The organism is Sphingobacterium sp. xlx-130 (assembly GCF_011007405.1).
GTDB classification, from domain to species: Bacteria; Bacteroidota; Bacteroidia; order Sphingobacteriales; family Sphingobacteriaceae; genus Sphingobacterium; species Sphingobacterium luzhongxinii.
The window spans coordinates 110,659-128,427 of sequence record NZ_WFKN01000008.1; the positions used below are offsets into that span (position 1 = coordinate 110,659).

General features: G+C 38.6%; 11 protein-coding genes. 5 read left to right on the forward strand and 6 right to left on the reverse strand.

The genetic code is table 11. The features are described 5' to 3' along the window. Positions 1 to 25: 25 nt before the first annotated feature. The 6 genes from dusB to trmD form a co-directional block, all read right to left on the reverse strand. Entirely contained in the window at positions 26 to 1,021 is a 996-nt protein-coding gene (dusB, locus tag G7B18_RS14445) for a tRNA dihydrouridine synthase DusB (protein WP_164111071.1), read from the reverse strand. Between the two features lie 75 nt (positions 1,022 to 1,096). Continuing rightward, a complete protein-coding gene (trpC, locus tag G7B18_RS14450; RefSeq protein WP_164111380.1) occupies positions 1,097 to 1,885 on the reverse strand; it encodes an indole-3-glycerol phosphate synthase TrpC in 789 nt (262 codons plus the stop codon). A 143-nt stretch (positions 1,886 to 2,028) separates the two neighbouring features. Then, positions 2,029 to 2,601: an anthranilate synthase component II gene (locus tag G7B18_RS14455; RefSeq protein WP_164111073.1), complete on the reverse strand. Its 573-nt coding sequence runs from the start codon at positions 2,599 to 2,601 to the stop codon at positions 2,029 to 2,031. After that, positions 2,588 to 2,815, reverse strand: coding sequence for a hypothetical protein (locus G7B18_RS14460; RefSeq protein ID WP_164111075.1), 228 nt, complete (start codon positions 2,813 to 2,815; stop codon positions 2,588 to 2,590). Before G7B18_RS14460 ends, G7B18_RS14455 begins: the two co-directional genes overlap by 14 nt. Continuing rightward, positions 2,812 to 4,215: an anthranilate synthase component I family protein gene (locus G7B18_RS14465; RefSeq protein ID WP_164111078.1), complete on the reverse strand. Its 1,404-nt coding sequence runs from the start codon at positions 4,213 to 4,215 to the stop codon at positions 2,812 to 2,814. Before G7B18_RS14465 ends, G7B18_RS14460 begins: the two co-directional genes overlap by 4 nt. A gap of 410 nt (positions 4,216 to 4,625) precedes the next feature. Further along, complete coding sequence (gene trmD / locus G7B18_RS14470) at positions 4,626 to 5,306, reverse strand: tRNA (guanosine(37)-N1)-methyltransferase TrmD (protein WP_164111080.1); 681 nt, start codon at positions 5,304 to 5,306, stop codon at positions 4,626 to 4,628. Positions 5,307 to 5,861: 555 nt separating this feature from the next. Between trmD and G7B18_RS14475 the strand changes: the two genes are divergently transcribed. The 5 genes from G7B18_RS14475 to G7B18_RS14495 all read left to right on the forward strand — a co-directional run bounded on the left by G7B18_RS14475 (position 5,862) and on the right by G7B18_RS14495 (position 17,008). Beyond that, positions 5,862 to 9,035 (forward strand): SusC/RagA family TonB-linked outer membrane protein, encoded by a 3,174-nt coding sequence (locus tag G7B18_RS14475; protein ID WP_164123234.1) that lies wholly within the window; start codon positions 5,862 to 5,864, stop codon positions 9,033 to 9,035. Positions 9,036 to 9,046: 11 nt separating this feature from the next. Then, on the forward strand, positions 9,047 to 10,645 hold the full coding sequence (locus G7B18_RS14480) for a SusD/RagB family nutrient-binding outer membrane lipoprotein (protein WP_164111084.1): 1,599 nt from the start codon (positions 9,047 to 9,049) through the stop codon (positions 10,643 to 10,645). A gap of 602 nt (positions 10,646 to 11,247) precedes the next feature. Beyond that, on the forward strand, positions 11,248 to 14,424 hold the full coding sequence (locus G7B18_RS14485) for a SusC/RagA family TonB-linked outer membrane protein (protein WP_164111086.1): 3,177 nt from the start codon (positions 11,248 to 11,250) through the stop codon (positions 14,422 to 14,424). Between the two features lie 10 nt (positions 14,425 to 14,434). After that, positions 14,435 to 16,093 (forward strand): SusD/RagB family nutrient-binding outer membrane lipoprotein, encoded by a 1,659-nt coding sequence (locus G7B18_RS14490; protein WP_164111088.1) that lies wholly within the window; start codon positions 14,435 to 14,437, stop codon positions 16,091 to 16,093. A gap of 18 nt (positions 16,094 to 16,111) precedes the next feature. Further along, positions 16,112 to 17,008 carry a hypothetical protein gene (locus tag G7B18_RS14495; RefSeq protein ID WP_164111091.1) on the forward strand — a complete coding sequence of 299 codons (897 nt, stop codon included), beginning with the start codon at positions 16,112 to 16,114 and terminating at the stop codon, positions 17,006 to 17,008. Positions 17,009 to 17,769: the final 761 nt, after the last annotated feature.

Here is a 17,769-nt window from a genome sequence, read left to right on the forward strand (position 1 = left end):
TTAGAAATTAAAGTGTTAAGGAAGGTTATACCGGCTCACCAACAAAACTATCTTTTATTTCATCTAAAACCTCGATGATTTCGTCATAGAGATTCAGTCCTACAAGTTTCATACGGTATTCTTTAAAATTGGGTATGCCTTTGAAATAGTTTGCGTAGTGCCTGCGCATTTCGAATATCCCAAGTTTATCACCTTTCCACTCAATGGATTTGGTGAGGTGGCTACGACACACTTCCACGCGTTCTGCTATGGTCGGACCTTCCAAACGTTCTCCTGTTTGAAAAAAATGTTTGATCTCTCTAAAGATCCAAGGATAACCGATAGAGGCTCTACCTATCATGATACCGTCTACTTCATATTCCTGCCTCCAGGCGGCTGCTTTTTCGACAGAATCGACATCACCATTACCGAATATTGGAATCTTTATCCGTGGATTTCGCTTGATATCTCGTATCATAGACCAGTCTGCCTGCCCTTTGTACAGCTGCGCACGTGTTCTTCCGTGTATGGCTAGCGCTTGTATGCCTACATCCTGTAGGCGTTCGGCCACTTCGTAGACATTTTTGGTATTATCATCCCATCCTAATCTCGTTTTTACGGTGACAGGGAGATGTGTTGCCTCTACGACAGCTTTGGTCATCGCTACCATTTTATCTATGTCTTGCAACAAGGAGGAACCTGCACCTTTGCAGACCACTTTCTTGACAGGGCAGCCATAGTTGATGTCTATAAGATTGGGGTTTGCTTTGGTGCATATCTCGGCAGATTGCCGCATAGAATCGATGTCACCACCAAAAATTTGGATACCGATAGGTCGCTCGTATTCGAAGATGTCCAATTTTTGAACGGATTTTGCTGCGTCGCGGATGAGTCCCTCTGAAGATATAAATTCGGTATACATCATATCTACGCCATTCTGCTTACAAACGTAACGAAATGGCGGGTCGCTGACATCCTCCATAGGAGCCAGAAGTAATGGGAATTCACCTAGATCAATGTTGTTACCAATTTTTACAGACATGGTGCAAAATTAAAGCTTTTTGCGTAAATATGCGAATTTGCAAATGCGCGGATTTGCAAATGGTCAAATCTTCATTTAAATAGTTAACTGTTTAACAAAGTCTTGCATCGCTTCTCCTGGATTGGTGGTTTTCATAAAGTTTTCACCAATTAGGAAGGACTGAAATCCGCGTTTTCTTAAATCTAAGATGGTTTTTGGGGCAGAGATTCCACTTTCCGAAACTTTGATATACTGATCTGGTATTTTGTTGACAAGGTCGTAGGAATGGTTCAATGAAACGTTGAAATCCTTTAAATTCCGGTTATTTACACCGATAGCATCGATGCTATCGAAAATGTTATGTTGAAGTTCTTCTTCATTATGTACTTCCAATAACACGTTAAGACCTAGTGATTTAGCGTGTAGGGACAAGGATTGGACGGCTTCTGAGGTAAGGCATGCGGCAATTAGGAGGATAATGTCTGCTCCATATGCTTTTGCTTCTGTTATTTGATAGCTATCAACGATAAATTCCTTGCGGAGTAGTGGGATCTGTAGTACTTCCCTAGCACTGCTAAGGTCGGCAAGACTACCTTGAAAGAAGTCCCTGTCGGTAAGTACAGAAATGGCGGAAGCTCCGGCTGTCTGGTAGCCTTGTACGACTTCTTGGACGGTCGAACTATTATTTATAACCCCTTTAGAAGGCGACGCGCGTTTATATTCGGCAATGATGCCTGTTCGGAGTGGATTTTCTACCGATTCTTTTAAGGAATAGCAGGATCTAGGAAATAAAGGGAACTTTTCAAGCTGTTGCAAGGATGTTTTGGACTTTGCTTCGGCAACTTCTGTTTTTTTTCTTTCGATGATTTTATCCAGTATAGTCATATTTGTTGTTATCAAGTTCTGAAGTTATATTGTTATCAAGTTATGTTGTTATTGAGTTGTCTTGTTATGCTGTTATCGAGTTATCTAGTTAACTTGATAACATGTTCACTTGTTACCCCGTAACCTTCATAACCTTTTTAACTTCATTTCAACCAATTTTCAATTAATTTCTTTCCATTATCGGTCAATATCGACTCCGGGTGGAATTGCATTCCGCGCACATCGTACTGTTTATGTGCTATGGCCATGATAATTCCATTTTCATCGATAGCAGTGATTTTTAGAACGTCCGGTAAACTTTTCTCATCGACAGCCCAAGAGTGGTATCGTCCTATTTTTGATTCTTCGGGAAAGCCTTGAAAAAGCTTCTCGTCTTTGTCGGTGATAATGATGGATGAAGCTATACCGTGTAGGGGTCTTGACATGTTGAAAAGTTTGCCGCCAAATACTTCCGCAATCGCCTGTTGGCCGAGACATATCCCCAAGATACGCTTTTTGGATGCGTAGGTTCGGATTACGTCCATCAGTAGTCCGGCTTCTTCGGGTATACCAGGGCCCGGAGATAGCAATATGTTCTCAAATTGATCGATATAGTCCAGATTGAATTTGTCGTTACGTACGACTTCGTAGTCTACTCCTAATTCCTGTAACAAATGGACTAGGTTGTAGGTGAAAGAATCATAGTTGTCTATGACTAAAATTTTATCTTTGTTCATCTTGTAACAATTGACTGGTTTCCACTAGTTGCTGTATTTCTTTATTGGTCGCTATCAAATCTACGAACTCTGTGTCGTTTGTATTTCCTCTCTTTTGTTTTTCTGCCATATACTGTTTGCGTAAATGGAGTAATTCCAAAATTCTGGTATCAATAGTTTCGATGCTTGATGTGAGATGTGTCGTATTCTCACAGTATTCAAGAGGACGTATCATAGGGTTTGTGCTATTTCAAGGGCTCTGCGCAGTGCAGCTATTTTGTTGTTTACTTCTTGTAGTTCTTTTTCTGGATCCGAATCCAATACTATACCTGCTCCAGCTTGGTAGTGTAATACATTCTTCTTACTCAAGAAGGAACGTATCATGATGGCATGGTTAAAATCTCCGTTGAAGCCCATAAAGCCGATTGCCCCTGCGTAGAAAGAACGTTGCATTCCTTCATAGCGATCTATCAACGTGATGGCCATATGTTTTGGGGCACCCGATAGTGTGCCAGCGGGATAGGTGTCGCCGACGACGTCAAATGGATTGGCACTAGGCGTTAGTTTTCCCGATACCTTGGAGACTAAATGGATGATATGGGAATAGTACTGTGCTTCTTTGTATGATTTGACTTGAACGTTCGTACAGTGACGACTAAGGTCATTGCGGGCCAAATCAACCAGCATGACGTGTTCTGCCGATTCCTTTGGATCATTTTTTAGTTCTTCGGCTATTTTTTCATCTTGTTCCATGTCGCCCGTACGTTTGAAGGTTCCCGCTATCGGGTATATGGTTGCCTCTCCCTTTTTGATGGTGAGCTGTGCTTCCGGTGAAGAACCAAAAAGCTTGAAGTCTCCGTAATCAAAGTAGAATAGGTAAGGGGAAGGGTTGATGGCACGCAGGGCTCGATATACATTGAATTCATCGCCTGCAAATGATGTTGAAAACCCTCGAGAAGGTACGATTTGGAAGACGTCACCTCTACGTATATGAGCTTTCATTTTGTCAACAAGTGCTTTGAACGATTCATCGGTCATGTTTGATTTCTCTTCTCCTGTTGTATAGAAAGAATACTCTGGGAAATTTTTGTTTTGAATCAAGTATTCGATACGTTCCAGGTCGCTTTCTTTCTCGTCAAGTAGATGCTCGAAGATGTAAAGCTGATTGCGAAAATGATCGATAGCAATGACATATTTGTATACATGGTATTGTAAAAAGGGAATTTTTCGTGCGTCTTCTAATTTGGCGGTGAGGGTTATATCCTCAAAATGTGCTACAGTGTCGAAGGTGAAATAGCCAAATAATCCGTTGGAAATGACGTTTGTGTCAGCTAGGTATTCTTCCTGAAACGATTGCCTAAAAGCGGATACTTCAGTTCGTAAGTCGATGGATGAGGCTGGTTTGACAATCTTTTCTTGGTTTGGATAGCTAATCGTTAAGTCATTTTCATTGAGTGCTAATCCGGCAATCGGTTGGCAGCAGATATAGCTGATGTTGTTGTCCCGGCTGTGATACTCCGAACTTTCGAGTAGAATAGTGTTTGGAAAGATATCCCGCATACGAAGATAGATACTAACTGGTGTGGTGGTGTCAGCTAGTATTTTTTTGTGGTTTGTTTTGAATGCGTATGTCATATATGTTTAATTGTTGGTAAGTCTTTATTTATTTTTTTCAGTTTTTAAAGCGCTTTTTTTTCGAAGGTTCTGGTTTTGTAACTATATTAAACAAAAAAAGCCCGACGAAATACGTCGGGCTTTTGATTTATGGTTTTGGTTGATTAAAAAAATCCTTATTCTGAAAACCAATAGAGGTGCCTCCCGACGCTATTTGCTCCAGGCCACCACCAAAATTGATATGTACTTTGTGTCATCATTACACTGCAAATTTAGAATAATTTTTAAATAATCAAACTCTTTTTGTTAAAAAAATAAAACTTTCATGATTTTATTGAATTATCAATAGAATCATGAAAGTTCTTGATACCCTTTGAAGATAGATTCTTTCAGAAAAATAAAGTTGCAAATGCTTACTTATTTAGCAACTGCTACTCTTCTTTCAATAAATCTGGCCTTCTTTCCTGTGTTCGTTGGAGTTGTTGTTCATCCCTCCACGCATTGATTTTGGCTTCGTTGCCACTTAATAGGATATCAGGAACCTTATGCCCACGCCATTCAGCAGGTCTTGTATATATAGGAGCATCGAGTAGACCATCTTGGAAGGAATCGGATAAAGCGGAAGTTTCATCGGATAGAACACCGGGTATTAGTCGTACTATAGCATCGACGAGGATAGCTGCCGGAAGTTCGCCTCCTGAAAGGACATAGTCACCTATCGATATTTCGCGTGTCACGAATACATCGCGTATGCGTTGATCTATTCCTTTATAGTGCCCACACAATACAATGATATTGCCCCGTGTGGAGAGATCATTAGCGATAGCTTGGTTAAGCGTAGTACCGTCCGGAGTCATATATATGATTTCATCATACTCTCTTTCGTTCTGGAGTTTCTCGATACATCGAGCGAATGGTTCGATTTGCATCACCATACCGGATCCTCCTCCATAAGGATAATCGTCTACAGACTTTTGTTTGTGGGTACTGTAGTCTCTAAGGTTGTGAACATGAATTTCCGTCAAGCCTTTTTTTTGTGCGCGCTGTAAGATTGAATGTGCAAATGGACTATCCAGCAAGGAGGGTAATACGGTAATGATGTCAAATCTCATCCTGCAAAAATAAGTAAAATGCTTTGTATTCGCGAATTTTTACGGTGCGCGGCTTTGTGATATATCCGGCTAGGGAGCGGTTGACGGATTAAATTGTTACAATAATTAACACTATATATTAATGATTGAACAAATAATATCGAAATGATAATAGGATTAAATCTAAGTAGTTTAACGGTTTGTCTTAAAATTTTATTTTGATTTATCGAATAGATTGAAATTATATTTTGATTATTTTATTTTTCTTAAAATATGTTAAATCGAATAGTGGGGTTGCTTGATTTTCATTGGTAGAATATTTTGATTATGTTTATTTTAATGAAAAACGTTTTGATTTAAAAAACTTGCAATGACAACTTGTGTCCCTTATATTTGTCACCCTGATTCTTTTAGATGATGGCATACTAACTATTTGTACTTCTCTTTAATTATGGAAAGACTATAATGCTTTCTATAGCCTGCTATTTGCTGTCTAAAGTCTGCATTAAACTATTGGTTGTGTTATATACCAAAGTTTAGACATGAAAATTATTTTTTATACACATATACTTTAACATGAAACAAAAATTACTCAGTTTTATTTTTGTGTTTACATTCCTTGTCGGGGTTTCGTTTGCACAAAATCGTCAGGTGAGTGGTAAGGTTACTTCTTCAGTAGATGGTGCTCCGGTAGCAGGTGCATCCATTTCTGTAGTAGGTACCAGCACTGCTACGCAGACTGACAATGCAGGTGTCTTTAAGATTAATGTTGCCGAGGGGTCGACTTTGAACGTCTCTTACATCGGTTATCTTGCACAACGTATTACGGTAGGTACACAAACCACCCTTAACATTGTGTTAGAATCCGAAGAGAACGCTTTGGAGGAAGTGGTCGTTACGGCAATGGGACAGTCTCGTCAAAAAAGAGCTTTAAGTTATGCAACACAAGAAGTGAAAGGCGATAAATTGACGGAAGCTGCCAATAGTAATTTAGCGACGGCGATCCAAGGTAAAGTGTCGGGGGTACAAGTTACGCCTTCGTCGGGTATGCCAGGAGCTTCTGCCAATATTACCATCCGTGGCGCACGTTCGTTTACAGGTAATAACTCTCCTTTGTATGTAGTGGACGGAATGCCGATTTCTTCCGGAAATGACGTTTCGACTGGAAATAGTGTTTCCGGTGCCGACTATGCATCGAGAGGATTGGATATTGACCCAAATGATATAGAGAGTATTAATATCCTAAAAGGACAGGCTGCTTCGGCGTTGTACGGTATGCGTGCTTCTAATGGCGTAATTATTATTACTACGAAAAGCGGTAAAGGCAAGCAAGGGAAACCTCAGATTTCTTACAATTCTAATGTTTCGTTTGATAAAGTGTCTGTGTTGCCTGATTTTCAGGATACTTATGCCCAAGGGATCGGAGGTAAATATTCACCAATGTCCTCGACTTCTTGGGGACAACGTATAGATCAGTTGCATTTAGATCCAGTATATGGAGGAAGTGTGGATAATGCCTATACGCAGAAATACGGAAGACAAGAGGGGAAATACTTTGTACAGCAACGTGCTAATGCGGGATTAGATCCATGGGCGACTCCACAGTCCTATAATAATGCAAAGGAATTCTTTGAGATCGGGAACACATATAATAACTCGTTTAATATTGTTCAAGGTTTTGACAAAGGAAGCTACGCGATGTCATTAGGAGCTACCAATGCTGATGGTATTGTGCCTTCAACAGGTATGGATCGCTATACTGCAAAGCTAGCTGGCGAGGCAAAATTATCAGATAAATGGACTACAGGTTTTAGTGGTAACTACGTGAATTCTAAAATCACAAAACAGACAGGAGCCAATAACGGTATTATAGCAACCTTGTACGGAGCACCGGCATCTTATGATCTTAAAGGTATTCCTTCTTATTACCTGAATAATCCTACGCAACAAAATACATACCGTAGTACAGGTGGTTTCGATGGTGTTTATTGGGCCGTAGATAACAACAAGTTTTCTGAGAACACGCAGCGTTTCTTTGGGAACGGATTCGGGCAGTATGCTACAGATCTAGGTGATAATCAAAAGTTGATCCTTAAGTATCAAGCAGGTGTTGATTCTTACACAACTAATTATACGGATCTTTGGGGATACGGACATGCCAATGCTAACGGTGAAGTCGAAAACTATCATATCTCTGTTACGGAATGGAACTCTTTAGGGACAGCTTCTTACAACTGGAAGATCAATGAGGATCTTGTGTTTGATGCGATGATCGGTAATGAGATTGTTAATCGTACGCGTAGAAGAGATTATGCTTACGGTATGAATTTCAACTTTCCGGAATGGAATAACATTAATAACGCGGCAACTGTAATCACAGAACAAAATTTGCGTAATAGCCGTACGTTTGGTACGTTCGGGAGTTTAGCGTTAGCTTACAAAAATATGTTGTTTTTGAATGCTACAGGGCGTAACGATATTGTTTCTTCTATGCCACGTAACAATCGTTCATTCTTTTACCCTTCGGTATCTACGGCATTTGTGTTTACAGAATTAGAGTCTGTGAGAAACTCGATCTTAACAATGGGTAAGATAAGAGCGTCTTATGCAGAAGTGGGACAAGCGGGTGATTATTATTTGAGCTACTACGATAAGCCTGTTTATGGAGGAGGATTTTCTTCGGGTACGCCTATTCTGTATCCAATCAATGGTACTACTTCATATACACCGTATTCAATCATTTACGATCCAAGTCTAAGGCCTCAAAATACGCAGGCGATCGAAGTGGGTACAGATTTGACATTCTGGAATGGTTTGGTGAATTTGAACTATACCTTCTCACGTCAGAATGTAAAGGATCAGATCTTTCAGGTTCCTTTAGCGGCCTCAACAGGTTATTCTAGCTTGGTCACCAACGGAGGTAAGATTCATACCAATACACATGAGTTGACACTGGCTGTAGCACCTTACAGAGATGGAGATTTCAAATGGGATTTTGCCTTCAATTTTACAAAGATTGACAACTATGTTGACGAGCTAAAGGAGGGTGTTAATAGCATTTTTATGGGAGGATTTACCGAGCCTCAGGTGCGTGCAGGTATCGGTGAGAAGTTTCCGGTCATTTACGGTGTTTCTTACTTGAGAAATGACGCAGGACAGATTGTCGTAGATGCAGATGGTATGCCACAGGCAGGTCCAGAGCAAGTTATCGGTTCTGTTTCTCCAGACTTTAATTTAGGCTTTAATACGAATTTTGAATACAAAAAAATTCGCTTGTCTGCAGTTTTTGATTGGAAGCAGGGCGGTCAGATGTTTCACGGTACAGCAGGTGTTTTGGATTATTATGGTGTGACTCAAAAGTCAGCAGATTTCCGCAGTGGAACAGGATTTATGTTTGAACAAGATGCTGTTAAAGAGGTCGCTCCGGGACAATACGAGAAAAATGATATCGTCATAGATCCATCTAGGGCTTTCGAATATTTTACGAATATGAATGATATCTCCGAGTCATCAATTCGCGGGACTTCATTTGTGAAACTTCGGGAAGTAGCCTTAGGTTATCCAGTTTATCAAACATCTAAACTAAAGGTAGACGTTAATGCATTTGCACGTAACCTCATTCTTTGGTCGGAACTTAAAGGATTTGATCCTGAGGTTTCACAAGGTAATACCAATATGTCTGGCGCATTCGAACGGTTTTCACTTCCAGGCACGTCGAGTTATGGGTTAGGTGTTAATATTAAATTCTAATAATTACGACAATGAAATTAAAACTAAATATAGTAGGCTTACTCGCTATAGGAATTTTAGCGACTCCAGTACTTTTCACTTCTTGTTCAGAGGATGTTATGGACGGGATCAATGAGAATATCGATAAGCCGAAAGATGTACAAGCAAAATTTATTCTTACTGATATTATTACGCGTACAGCATTTTACAACGTAGGGGGGGATTTTAATACGTACTTGTCAGCCTATGTAGAGCATGAAGCAGGTACGCACAATCAACTTTGGAATGCCGAACAAAGACTTAACTCAGTATCAGCAGCTTCTACATTTAATAACGTGTGGGGTTCTGTTTATACAGCTTTGAGAGATTCCCGTTTGGTGATCGAAAAATGTTCTGAAGGCGGATCTCAATCTGGTAACTACACTACTTTAGGTATAGGACAGGTGATGGCTGCTTACAATTTAGCGCTATTGACCGACTTGTTTGGTGATGTCCCATATTCTGAAGGATTTAATCCTTTGCAAGTCCGTGCTCCTAAATTGGATAAACAAGAAGAACTATATAAGCAGATCTTTGCCTATTTAGATGCAGCTGTAGTTAATCTACCGAAAGGGGATACCCACGGATCAGGTCCAGTAGGAACGCAGGATTTGTTGTTCGGGGGTAACATTGGTAGTTGGACTAAGTTTGCCTATGGATTGAAAGCCAGATATTCGATGCGTCTGTTAAATAAAACAGGAGCTACTGCAGAGGTATTGAATGGGATCGTTGCAGATGTCGATAAGTCGTTTAAAAACGCTGCAGAAGAAGCGAAGTTTAAAATTTATGATGCTTCAAATCTGAATCCTTTATTTGATTTTCAGTGGTCTAGAGATGGTCTTGCAGCAAGTAAGAGTATCGCAGATAAAATGATTGCGCGTAAGGATCCAAGAGCTACTCGTAGCTTTATGAATCCGCCAAAGGCTATTGATCGGGTTACAAATTGGATTCAGGTCGCCAATATAGGTAATGATCAGGCTGCATATGATCTGTTGGCCGTAAATGGTAAAAATGAGCAGGTTCAAAACAAATATTTGACCTCTGTATTTGTTTACGCACAGACAGCTCCGACACAGTTCTTGAGTTACCATGAATTGCAGTTCTTGAAAGCTGAAGCTTTACAACGATTAGGTAAAGGTAGCTCAGAGGTAGAATCTGTCTTGAAGGAAGCAGTTACAGCTGCTATTAAAAATTCAGAGATTTCTATCAACGCGGCATTTTCTGCTCCACGTGTTTTGTCGAATGGCGTAATTACAGAGACTTCGCAGGATTTAACCGATGCAGATATCTCAACTTACTTTAATGACCAAGTAAAAGCTCTATTTTTGGCTAACCCGTTAAAAGAGATTGCTAACCAAAAGTATTTAGCTTTTTACGGCGCTTCTGGCGAGTCTACGGAAATGTATAACGATATCCGTCGATGGAAAGCTAACGGCGAAGAGTTTATCGAGTTGAAAAATCCAGGTAAATTTCCTTTGCGCTTGCCATACGGTAACGATGATACAACGACTAATCCAAATGTGGAAGCAGCATTTGGAAATGGACAGTACGTTTATACCGAGCAGGTATGGTGGGCTGGCGGTACACGATAAGTTCTATTTTTTAATTAATAGGATGCCTCTCATGAAAATGGGGGGCATTTTTTGTTTGTTTAATTTTTTCTTTCTATCTCTTTTCTGGTACGAATTAGTGGCTTGAAATCTGGTTTTTATTATTGGTTGTTTAGTTAATAGTTTCTGTCATCGTTACAATTAGAATAGGATTCCGTATTTTTTCTTGTTTAAAGTGATGTTTCTGAAAAAAAAATGTTAAAAAGTGTGAAACTTTATTTTTTTTTATATGTTTGCATAGTAATATCACTGCTAAGATAGTACGCTACTAACAACAAACAATTGTAAAAACTAAACATACAAACACATGAAACAAAAATTACTCAATTTATCCCCTCGTCTTTGGATTTAAATTATTATTTAAAGCCGGAGTCGAACCGAACAGTTACCAAGGGTACGAATCTAATTTATTTCTTAACAACTCAGATTTAGCAATCGTTATTAGTTCTGTTTTTAATTTTATCAGATTTTGATAAAACTTTCCATCTGTGTCTAATAAGTGTTAGGTATGGGACTGTGATAGTATATCTAAATTTTGCGTTGTATAATTTGTTATAAAAAATTTTAACTAAACACATAAACACATGAAACAAAAATTACTCAGTTTATTTTTTGTGCTGACATGCCTTATCGGCGTGTCGATGGCACAAAATCGGCAAGTGAGTGGGAAGGTTACCTCTGCAACAGATGGTTCTCCTATTGGAGGAGTATCTGTGTCAGTTGTTGGCAGCTCTACCGCTACACAGACTGATGGTGCAGGTAACTACTCAATATCTGTGCCCGAAGGTTCGACTTTAAATTATAGTTATATTGGATATGCCTCGCAAAGAGTTAAGGTTGATTCACGCTCTGTTGTTAATGTAAGTCTAGTTTCTGCAGACAATTCTTTAGAAGAGGTCGTGGTAACGGCTATGGGAATACAACGTTCGGCGAAGAGCTTAACTTATGCTACTACCAAAGTTAACCCGGATGATTTATTGCAAAATTCTGAACCAGATTTATTAAAATCTATGCAAGGTAAAGTAGCAGGGGTAGATATTCGTACTTCTCAGGGAACTCCTGGAGCGGCGACACGTTTTCAAGTTCGTGGTAATTCGTCTTTTTTTGGTGATAATCAACCTTTAATTATTGTTGATGGGGTGCCGTATGATAATTCTATGGTAGAATCTAGTAGCATGACTTCAGGAGGTGCAGCTTATTCTTCGGGTATCTCAAATCTAGATCCAAATGACATTGAAAGCTTCAACGTGTTGAAAGGGTCTGCAGCAGCAGCTTTATATGGTTCCAGAGCTTCCAACGGTGTTGTTATTATTACAACTAAATCTGGGAGTGCGAAGCTAGACCAACCTACATCGGTAACGTTAAGAAGTTCCATTTCCTTGGAAAACATAGCAAATCTTCCGGAGTATCAGAATTCATATGGTGCGGGTTCTCAGTTTAATTATTCAGCATCTAATGGTTCTTGGGGACCAAAATTTGGGACGATTGATAGCATTCCCACTTGGGGCCCATATTTGGCAGCATATCCAGAGCTTTTTGGAAAAAATGTTGCTTATAGAGCTTATCCTAATAATGTTAAGGATTTATTTCAAACTGGGCGTGTTTTAGAGAACTCGATAAATTTTGCTGGAGGATCGGCAAAATCTGGGTTCAATGTGACCTTATCTCAAATGGATCACAAAGGGTATGTACCAAATTCTTCATTTAAAAGATATAATTTATCTGCTGGGGGAAATTTGAAAGTTTCAGAGCGCATGAATGTGCGAGGTAGTTTAGCTTATACAAATTCTAATCAAGTCGGTGGTTATTTTGGAGAAAATCAGGTTGACGGTGCGGCTTCATCGTTTGCTCGCTCATTATTTTTAGCTCGTAATTGGAACGGATCTTTGCCATGGTCTGATAAGCTTGGAAATAATTTGAATTGGCTCGGAGCAGGGCAATTTGATCATCCTATGTGGTCTGCTTACAATAATTACGCTACGACACTAGAGAATAGAGTTTTAGGTTCTTTTGCAGCAGATTTCAAAATCAATGATTGGTGGAAATTAGACTATAATTTAGGTGCAAATTTAGGGTTCATGAATAGAAATGAGGTTTACGAAATTTCATCTAGAGCAAAAGAAGGGCTTGGCGCATTGATTATTGATAAACGGGATACCAAAGAATTAGAAACAACGTTTAAAAGTACGTTTACACCAAAAATTACGGATGAAATTTCTCTTACTGGTGTAATAGGGTTTAACTATAACCAACGCATTGTTGATCGTAACCAAGATGAAGGGAAGCGATTTATTGCAAGAGGAATTTATAACTTAACAAATACGGAGCAAAAGTTGTTCAATATAGATTTTTTTAATAAAAGAAGAATCATGGGACTTTTTGCTGACGCAACGTTTGACTATAAGCAGTACTTGTATCTTACTTTAAGCGCCCGTAATGATTGGTCTTCTACGTTGCCTAAGAGTTCGAGATCATATTTTTATCCTGGTGTTTCAGGCGCTTTTGTGTTCTCTGAGGCTTTGGGCCTAGAAAGTGATATTTTGAGTTTTGGGAAAATACGGGCGGCCTGGGCAAAGGTCGGACGGGACACGGATCCATATAGTTTGTTGACTACTTATGTTGTTGAAAATAATTTTCTTGGTAAGCCTACGGGGCATATTGATTACAGATTTCAATCACCTAATTTAACTCCTGAATTCTCAAATGAGGTAGAATTTGGAGCAGAGCTTATTTTGTTTAGAAATCGATTGAATCTGGATGTTAGTTGGTATAATAAAACGTCTACAGATTTATTAGCACCTATTGCTCTTTCGCCATCGTCTGGTTTTGACGAGTACTTTACGAATTTTGGCAAGATAAATAATAAAGGTGTTGAAATAAGTTTAGGCCTCAAGCCGTTATCTCCAGATAGTCCTGTTAAGTGGAACCTTACTGCTGCATTTACAAAAAACAAAAATATTGTTGAAGAACTTATCGCTGGTACCCCGCGTATTGAGTTGAGAGCAATGTTAAGCGGTTCGATCTCTACATATCTTGAGCCTGGAATGCCTTTTGGTTACTTGAGAGGAACCAAGGTTTATAGAGATGACGAAGGAAATGTCTTGATAAATCCTGCTACGGGAGGTATGATCGAGGATAAGACCCAGGAGTATATGGTTGGTGACCCAAATCCCGATTTCAAGTTAGGTATTAATAATACGGTTACTTATAAAGGTTTCTCTTTTGCAGCTTTATTTGATTGGACAAAAGGGGGGGATATGTATTCTGTAACTAACAGCTCCTTATTAGGTAGAGGTGTTACAAAGGATACGGAGGGACGCGAGTACAACGCGATTCTACCAGGTGTTTATGGAGACCCCATTACTGGAAAGCCAATTCTCGATGGAGCACAGAATAAAATTTGGAACCAGACAAAGTTAACCGTAAATGATTTGTACTTTTCTCCAAATCCAGATATTGGTCAAACTTTTGCTATCAATACTGCAACGGAGTGGAATATCTATGATGCCACTGTTTACAGATTACGTGAAGTTTCAATTGGCTATGAATTGCCGAAAGCGATCTTTAATAATTCATTCATAAAAGGGGTGAGTTTGAGTGTAACAGGAAGAAATCTGTGGTTTTTTGCCCCGAACTTTCCTAAGTATTCAAATTTTGACCCAGAAGTTGCTAGCTACGGTTCTTCTTCTTCTCAAGGTGTTGAGTTATCTGCGGCGCCAACAACAAAGCGTTATGGTTTTAATTTAGTTGCAAGATTTTAATTAAGAAATTATGAAAATGTTTAGAAATATAGTGGTAGTGGGGTTATTGTTGACATCAGTCTCGTGTTCCAAGCAACTAGATATCAACACAGATCCCAATAATCCATCTGAGTTAGAGTCTAAGATATTATTACCTCATATTCAGAAATTTATAGGTCAGAGTTTAGCCATGACTTCGGGGTTTAGTACAAGCTTATCGGCATATATGCATCAGATGGTTCATTACGGCGATTACGATCAATATGGTGCTGCTGGTAACGATTTTGAAACGTCACAAGGATGGCAATATTCATATAGGGATGTATTGACAAATGCAGATATTATTATTAAGCAAGAAACAGAGGAAGGAAATCTTCAATATGTTGGTATCGCTAAAATAATTAAGGCATATACATTTTCTTATCTAGTGGATTTGTATGGGGATATTCCATTTACTGAAGCGAATAAAGTTGCTGAAGGGATCTTATATCCTAAATATGATAAGGGACAGGACATTTATAAGCAATTGATAACCTTGTTAGATGAAGGTGTCGCGGATCTGAAGAATACGACTGCTACAAATTTAAAAAAGCCAGCTGCAGATGATTTGATTTATGGTGGTAGTGTTAATAATTGGGTAAAAGCAGCAAACTCTATAAAATTTAAATTATTAGTGCAAGTGCATAAAAAAGAGGATGTAAAAGCCCAGATAAGTGCGCTAATTGCGGAAAATAATATGATTAGCACCAACGCTGAAGCTTTCATGATTCCATACGGTAAGAATGAGGCAACAGATGATCGTAATCCCGGATTTGGCGAATATTTTGCAACACAACGAACTATGCACGTCAGTCCATGGCTTTACGAAATAATGGCCGGTTATAACACAAGTATATTTGAAGGACTAACTGATCCGCGTATTCCGTATTATTTTTATAATCAAATGAAAGCATCTGATGCAGCAAATACAGAGTTGGAGTATAGAGACGGAGGTTTTGTCTCGAAGTATTTTGGATCTCAAGGCCCTAAGAGAGGTTCAAATGTACAGAATCAAGTTTCTCTTTTTGGGATATACCCAGTGGGAGGACGATATGATGACGGTAAAGGTGGTTCTGCTTCAGCTACTTCTGGAACTGGGGCGGCTCCATACCGTTTAATCACTAATGCAGATATTTTGTTTTTGAAAGCGGAGTTAATACAGGATGGTACAATAACAGGAGATGCAAAAGCAGTATTGGAATCTGCAATTAAGGAGGCTTTCAAAATGGTCGACTATGTTGTTTCAAAAAATGGATCTACTCAAGTTATTCCTACATTAGCGACATCTTCTGCTGCTACTGGTTATATCACTGGAGTTATGGATGAATTTACTTCAGGAAATAGTACGAAAAAAATGGAAATTATTATGACACAAAAATGGTTATCTAGTGTTGGGTCATCTGTTGATCAGTATAATGATTATAGGAGAACCGGATATCCAGTGTTGTTTTCCGCTGCAAATCTTGTTGATGGTAAAATTACCCCACCATTAGAAGGTAATGGAGGTGAAAGCTTGCCTTCGGTGATTATACTGTTTAACAGAAAATTTCCGAACTCATTGCCGTTTAATCAGGATGAGGTAAATAAAAACCCGAATACACCTGCTCAAAAAACAGATCTGAATGGAGCGAAGGTGTTTTGGATGCCATAATATTAAATTAGTGAGAAAATGAAAAGAATTTTATATATTATAACGTTGATATCACTAGTTGTGGTTTCAGCTTGTCGAAAAAGCGACAATGCAACAATGCTGGATGGTATAGTGTATCTAAATGAACCTATCTTTAAGAAAGTGTTGCAAAATTTTGACGAATCGATAGCCTTTCAAGATCCCTTGGCATTTAAAGGAAAGTTTACTGTTGGACTTAAATATAACGTTGATGCTATGCCGAAGTATCTTGATATTGTCGTAACGAAAAATCGAGACACAGGAAAGGATAAGCCTTATCCTGTTTCGAAAAAAATTCGAACTAATGTAACTTCCTTTCCTGAAGAAGTTGAAATTACAGGACAGCAAATCGTCGATTTATTCGGGGCTATAGCTTTGGGAGATAACTATGATATCGGAGCTAATTATATCACCGAAGATGGGAAAGAGTATGAGGCATTTCCACTTTATGGGGATGGATACGGAGCTGGTGTTGCATCTCAAGGAGGATCCAATCCAACTATTCGTTATTCCTGTATCTGTACATTTGATATGGATGAGTTCCTAGGTGATGGCAAGTTTGAGACACTTGTTGATGGTTGGGAAGATTTTGGAGTAGGTACTGTTGTGGATGTCAAAAAAGTAGATGAAGAGACTTTTGAGATTGTTTATCCTATTGCTGGTTACAACAATATTAAAGTGGTTGTAAATCCAGGAGATAATTCTATTAGTGTCGCGAAGCAACCATTAGGAGCCTATCCTGCTCCATGGCCTTATGGAGTGTATTCGGTAGAATCTAAAGGTGGTGCTGTCAATAACTATCTTAATCCTTGTGAAGGAACAATTAAAATTAATGGCAGCTATACGGTTAGTGCCGGAGGGTTTGGAGAATATGTGTTAGAATTAAAGAAAAAATAGGGCAGCTTCGAGCAGTTATAAAGGAAAATAAAGGTCGTCTCTCGTAGTTGATACGACCTTTATTTATAAACTATGTAACTTTGTTTGATTCGATTTTCTTATCTTAAGAAGACAAATCCATATCTCGTTATATATTATACTAATCATACATTATTTAATAATGATAATAAAGGTTCTGCTATATTATCGTGTTACATATGGGGTGCTTTGACGGTTCATTGAATTAACAATACACTACAGGATGTTATGTTGTCCTCGATAAGCGTTTCATTTCGAGAGTCTGTATATCAGTACATAAAATATTATTAAAATGTTGTGTATAATTAAATTATTCTAATTCTTGAAGAAAAGTGAGTAAAAACATCTAATTACTGTTATTACTGATTTTGTATCAGCTTTGAGGATTCCATTGAATGTTTAAGCGATATAATCCCCTCTATAAGTTAAAGCTAGCATCTGTTGTTTAGTTAAATAAGTTGCAATATTGTTACATTGAAAATTCAATTCCATATTTTTTCTTGTTTATACCTGGTTTTTTTAAAAAAAATATGTTAAAAAATGTGAAATATTGTTTTTTTTTATATGTTTGCATAGTATTGTCGTTGCGATAATACAACTACTAACACAGAAACAATTTTAAAAACTAAACACACAAACACATGAAACAAAATCTACTCATTTTATTCCCACATATCCGCGTTTAAATTATACTCGATCTCGGATAGAGCTTGGCTTTTAGAGTCAACTTTACGCTAAAGTTT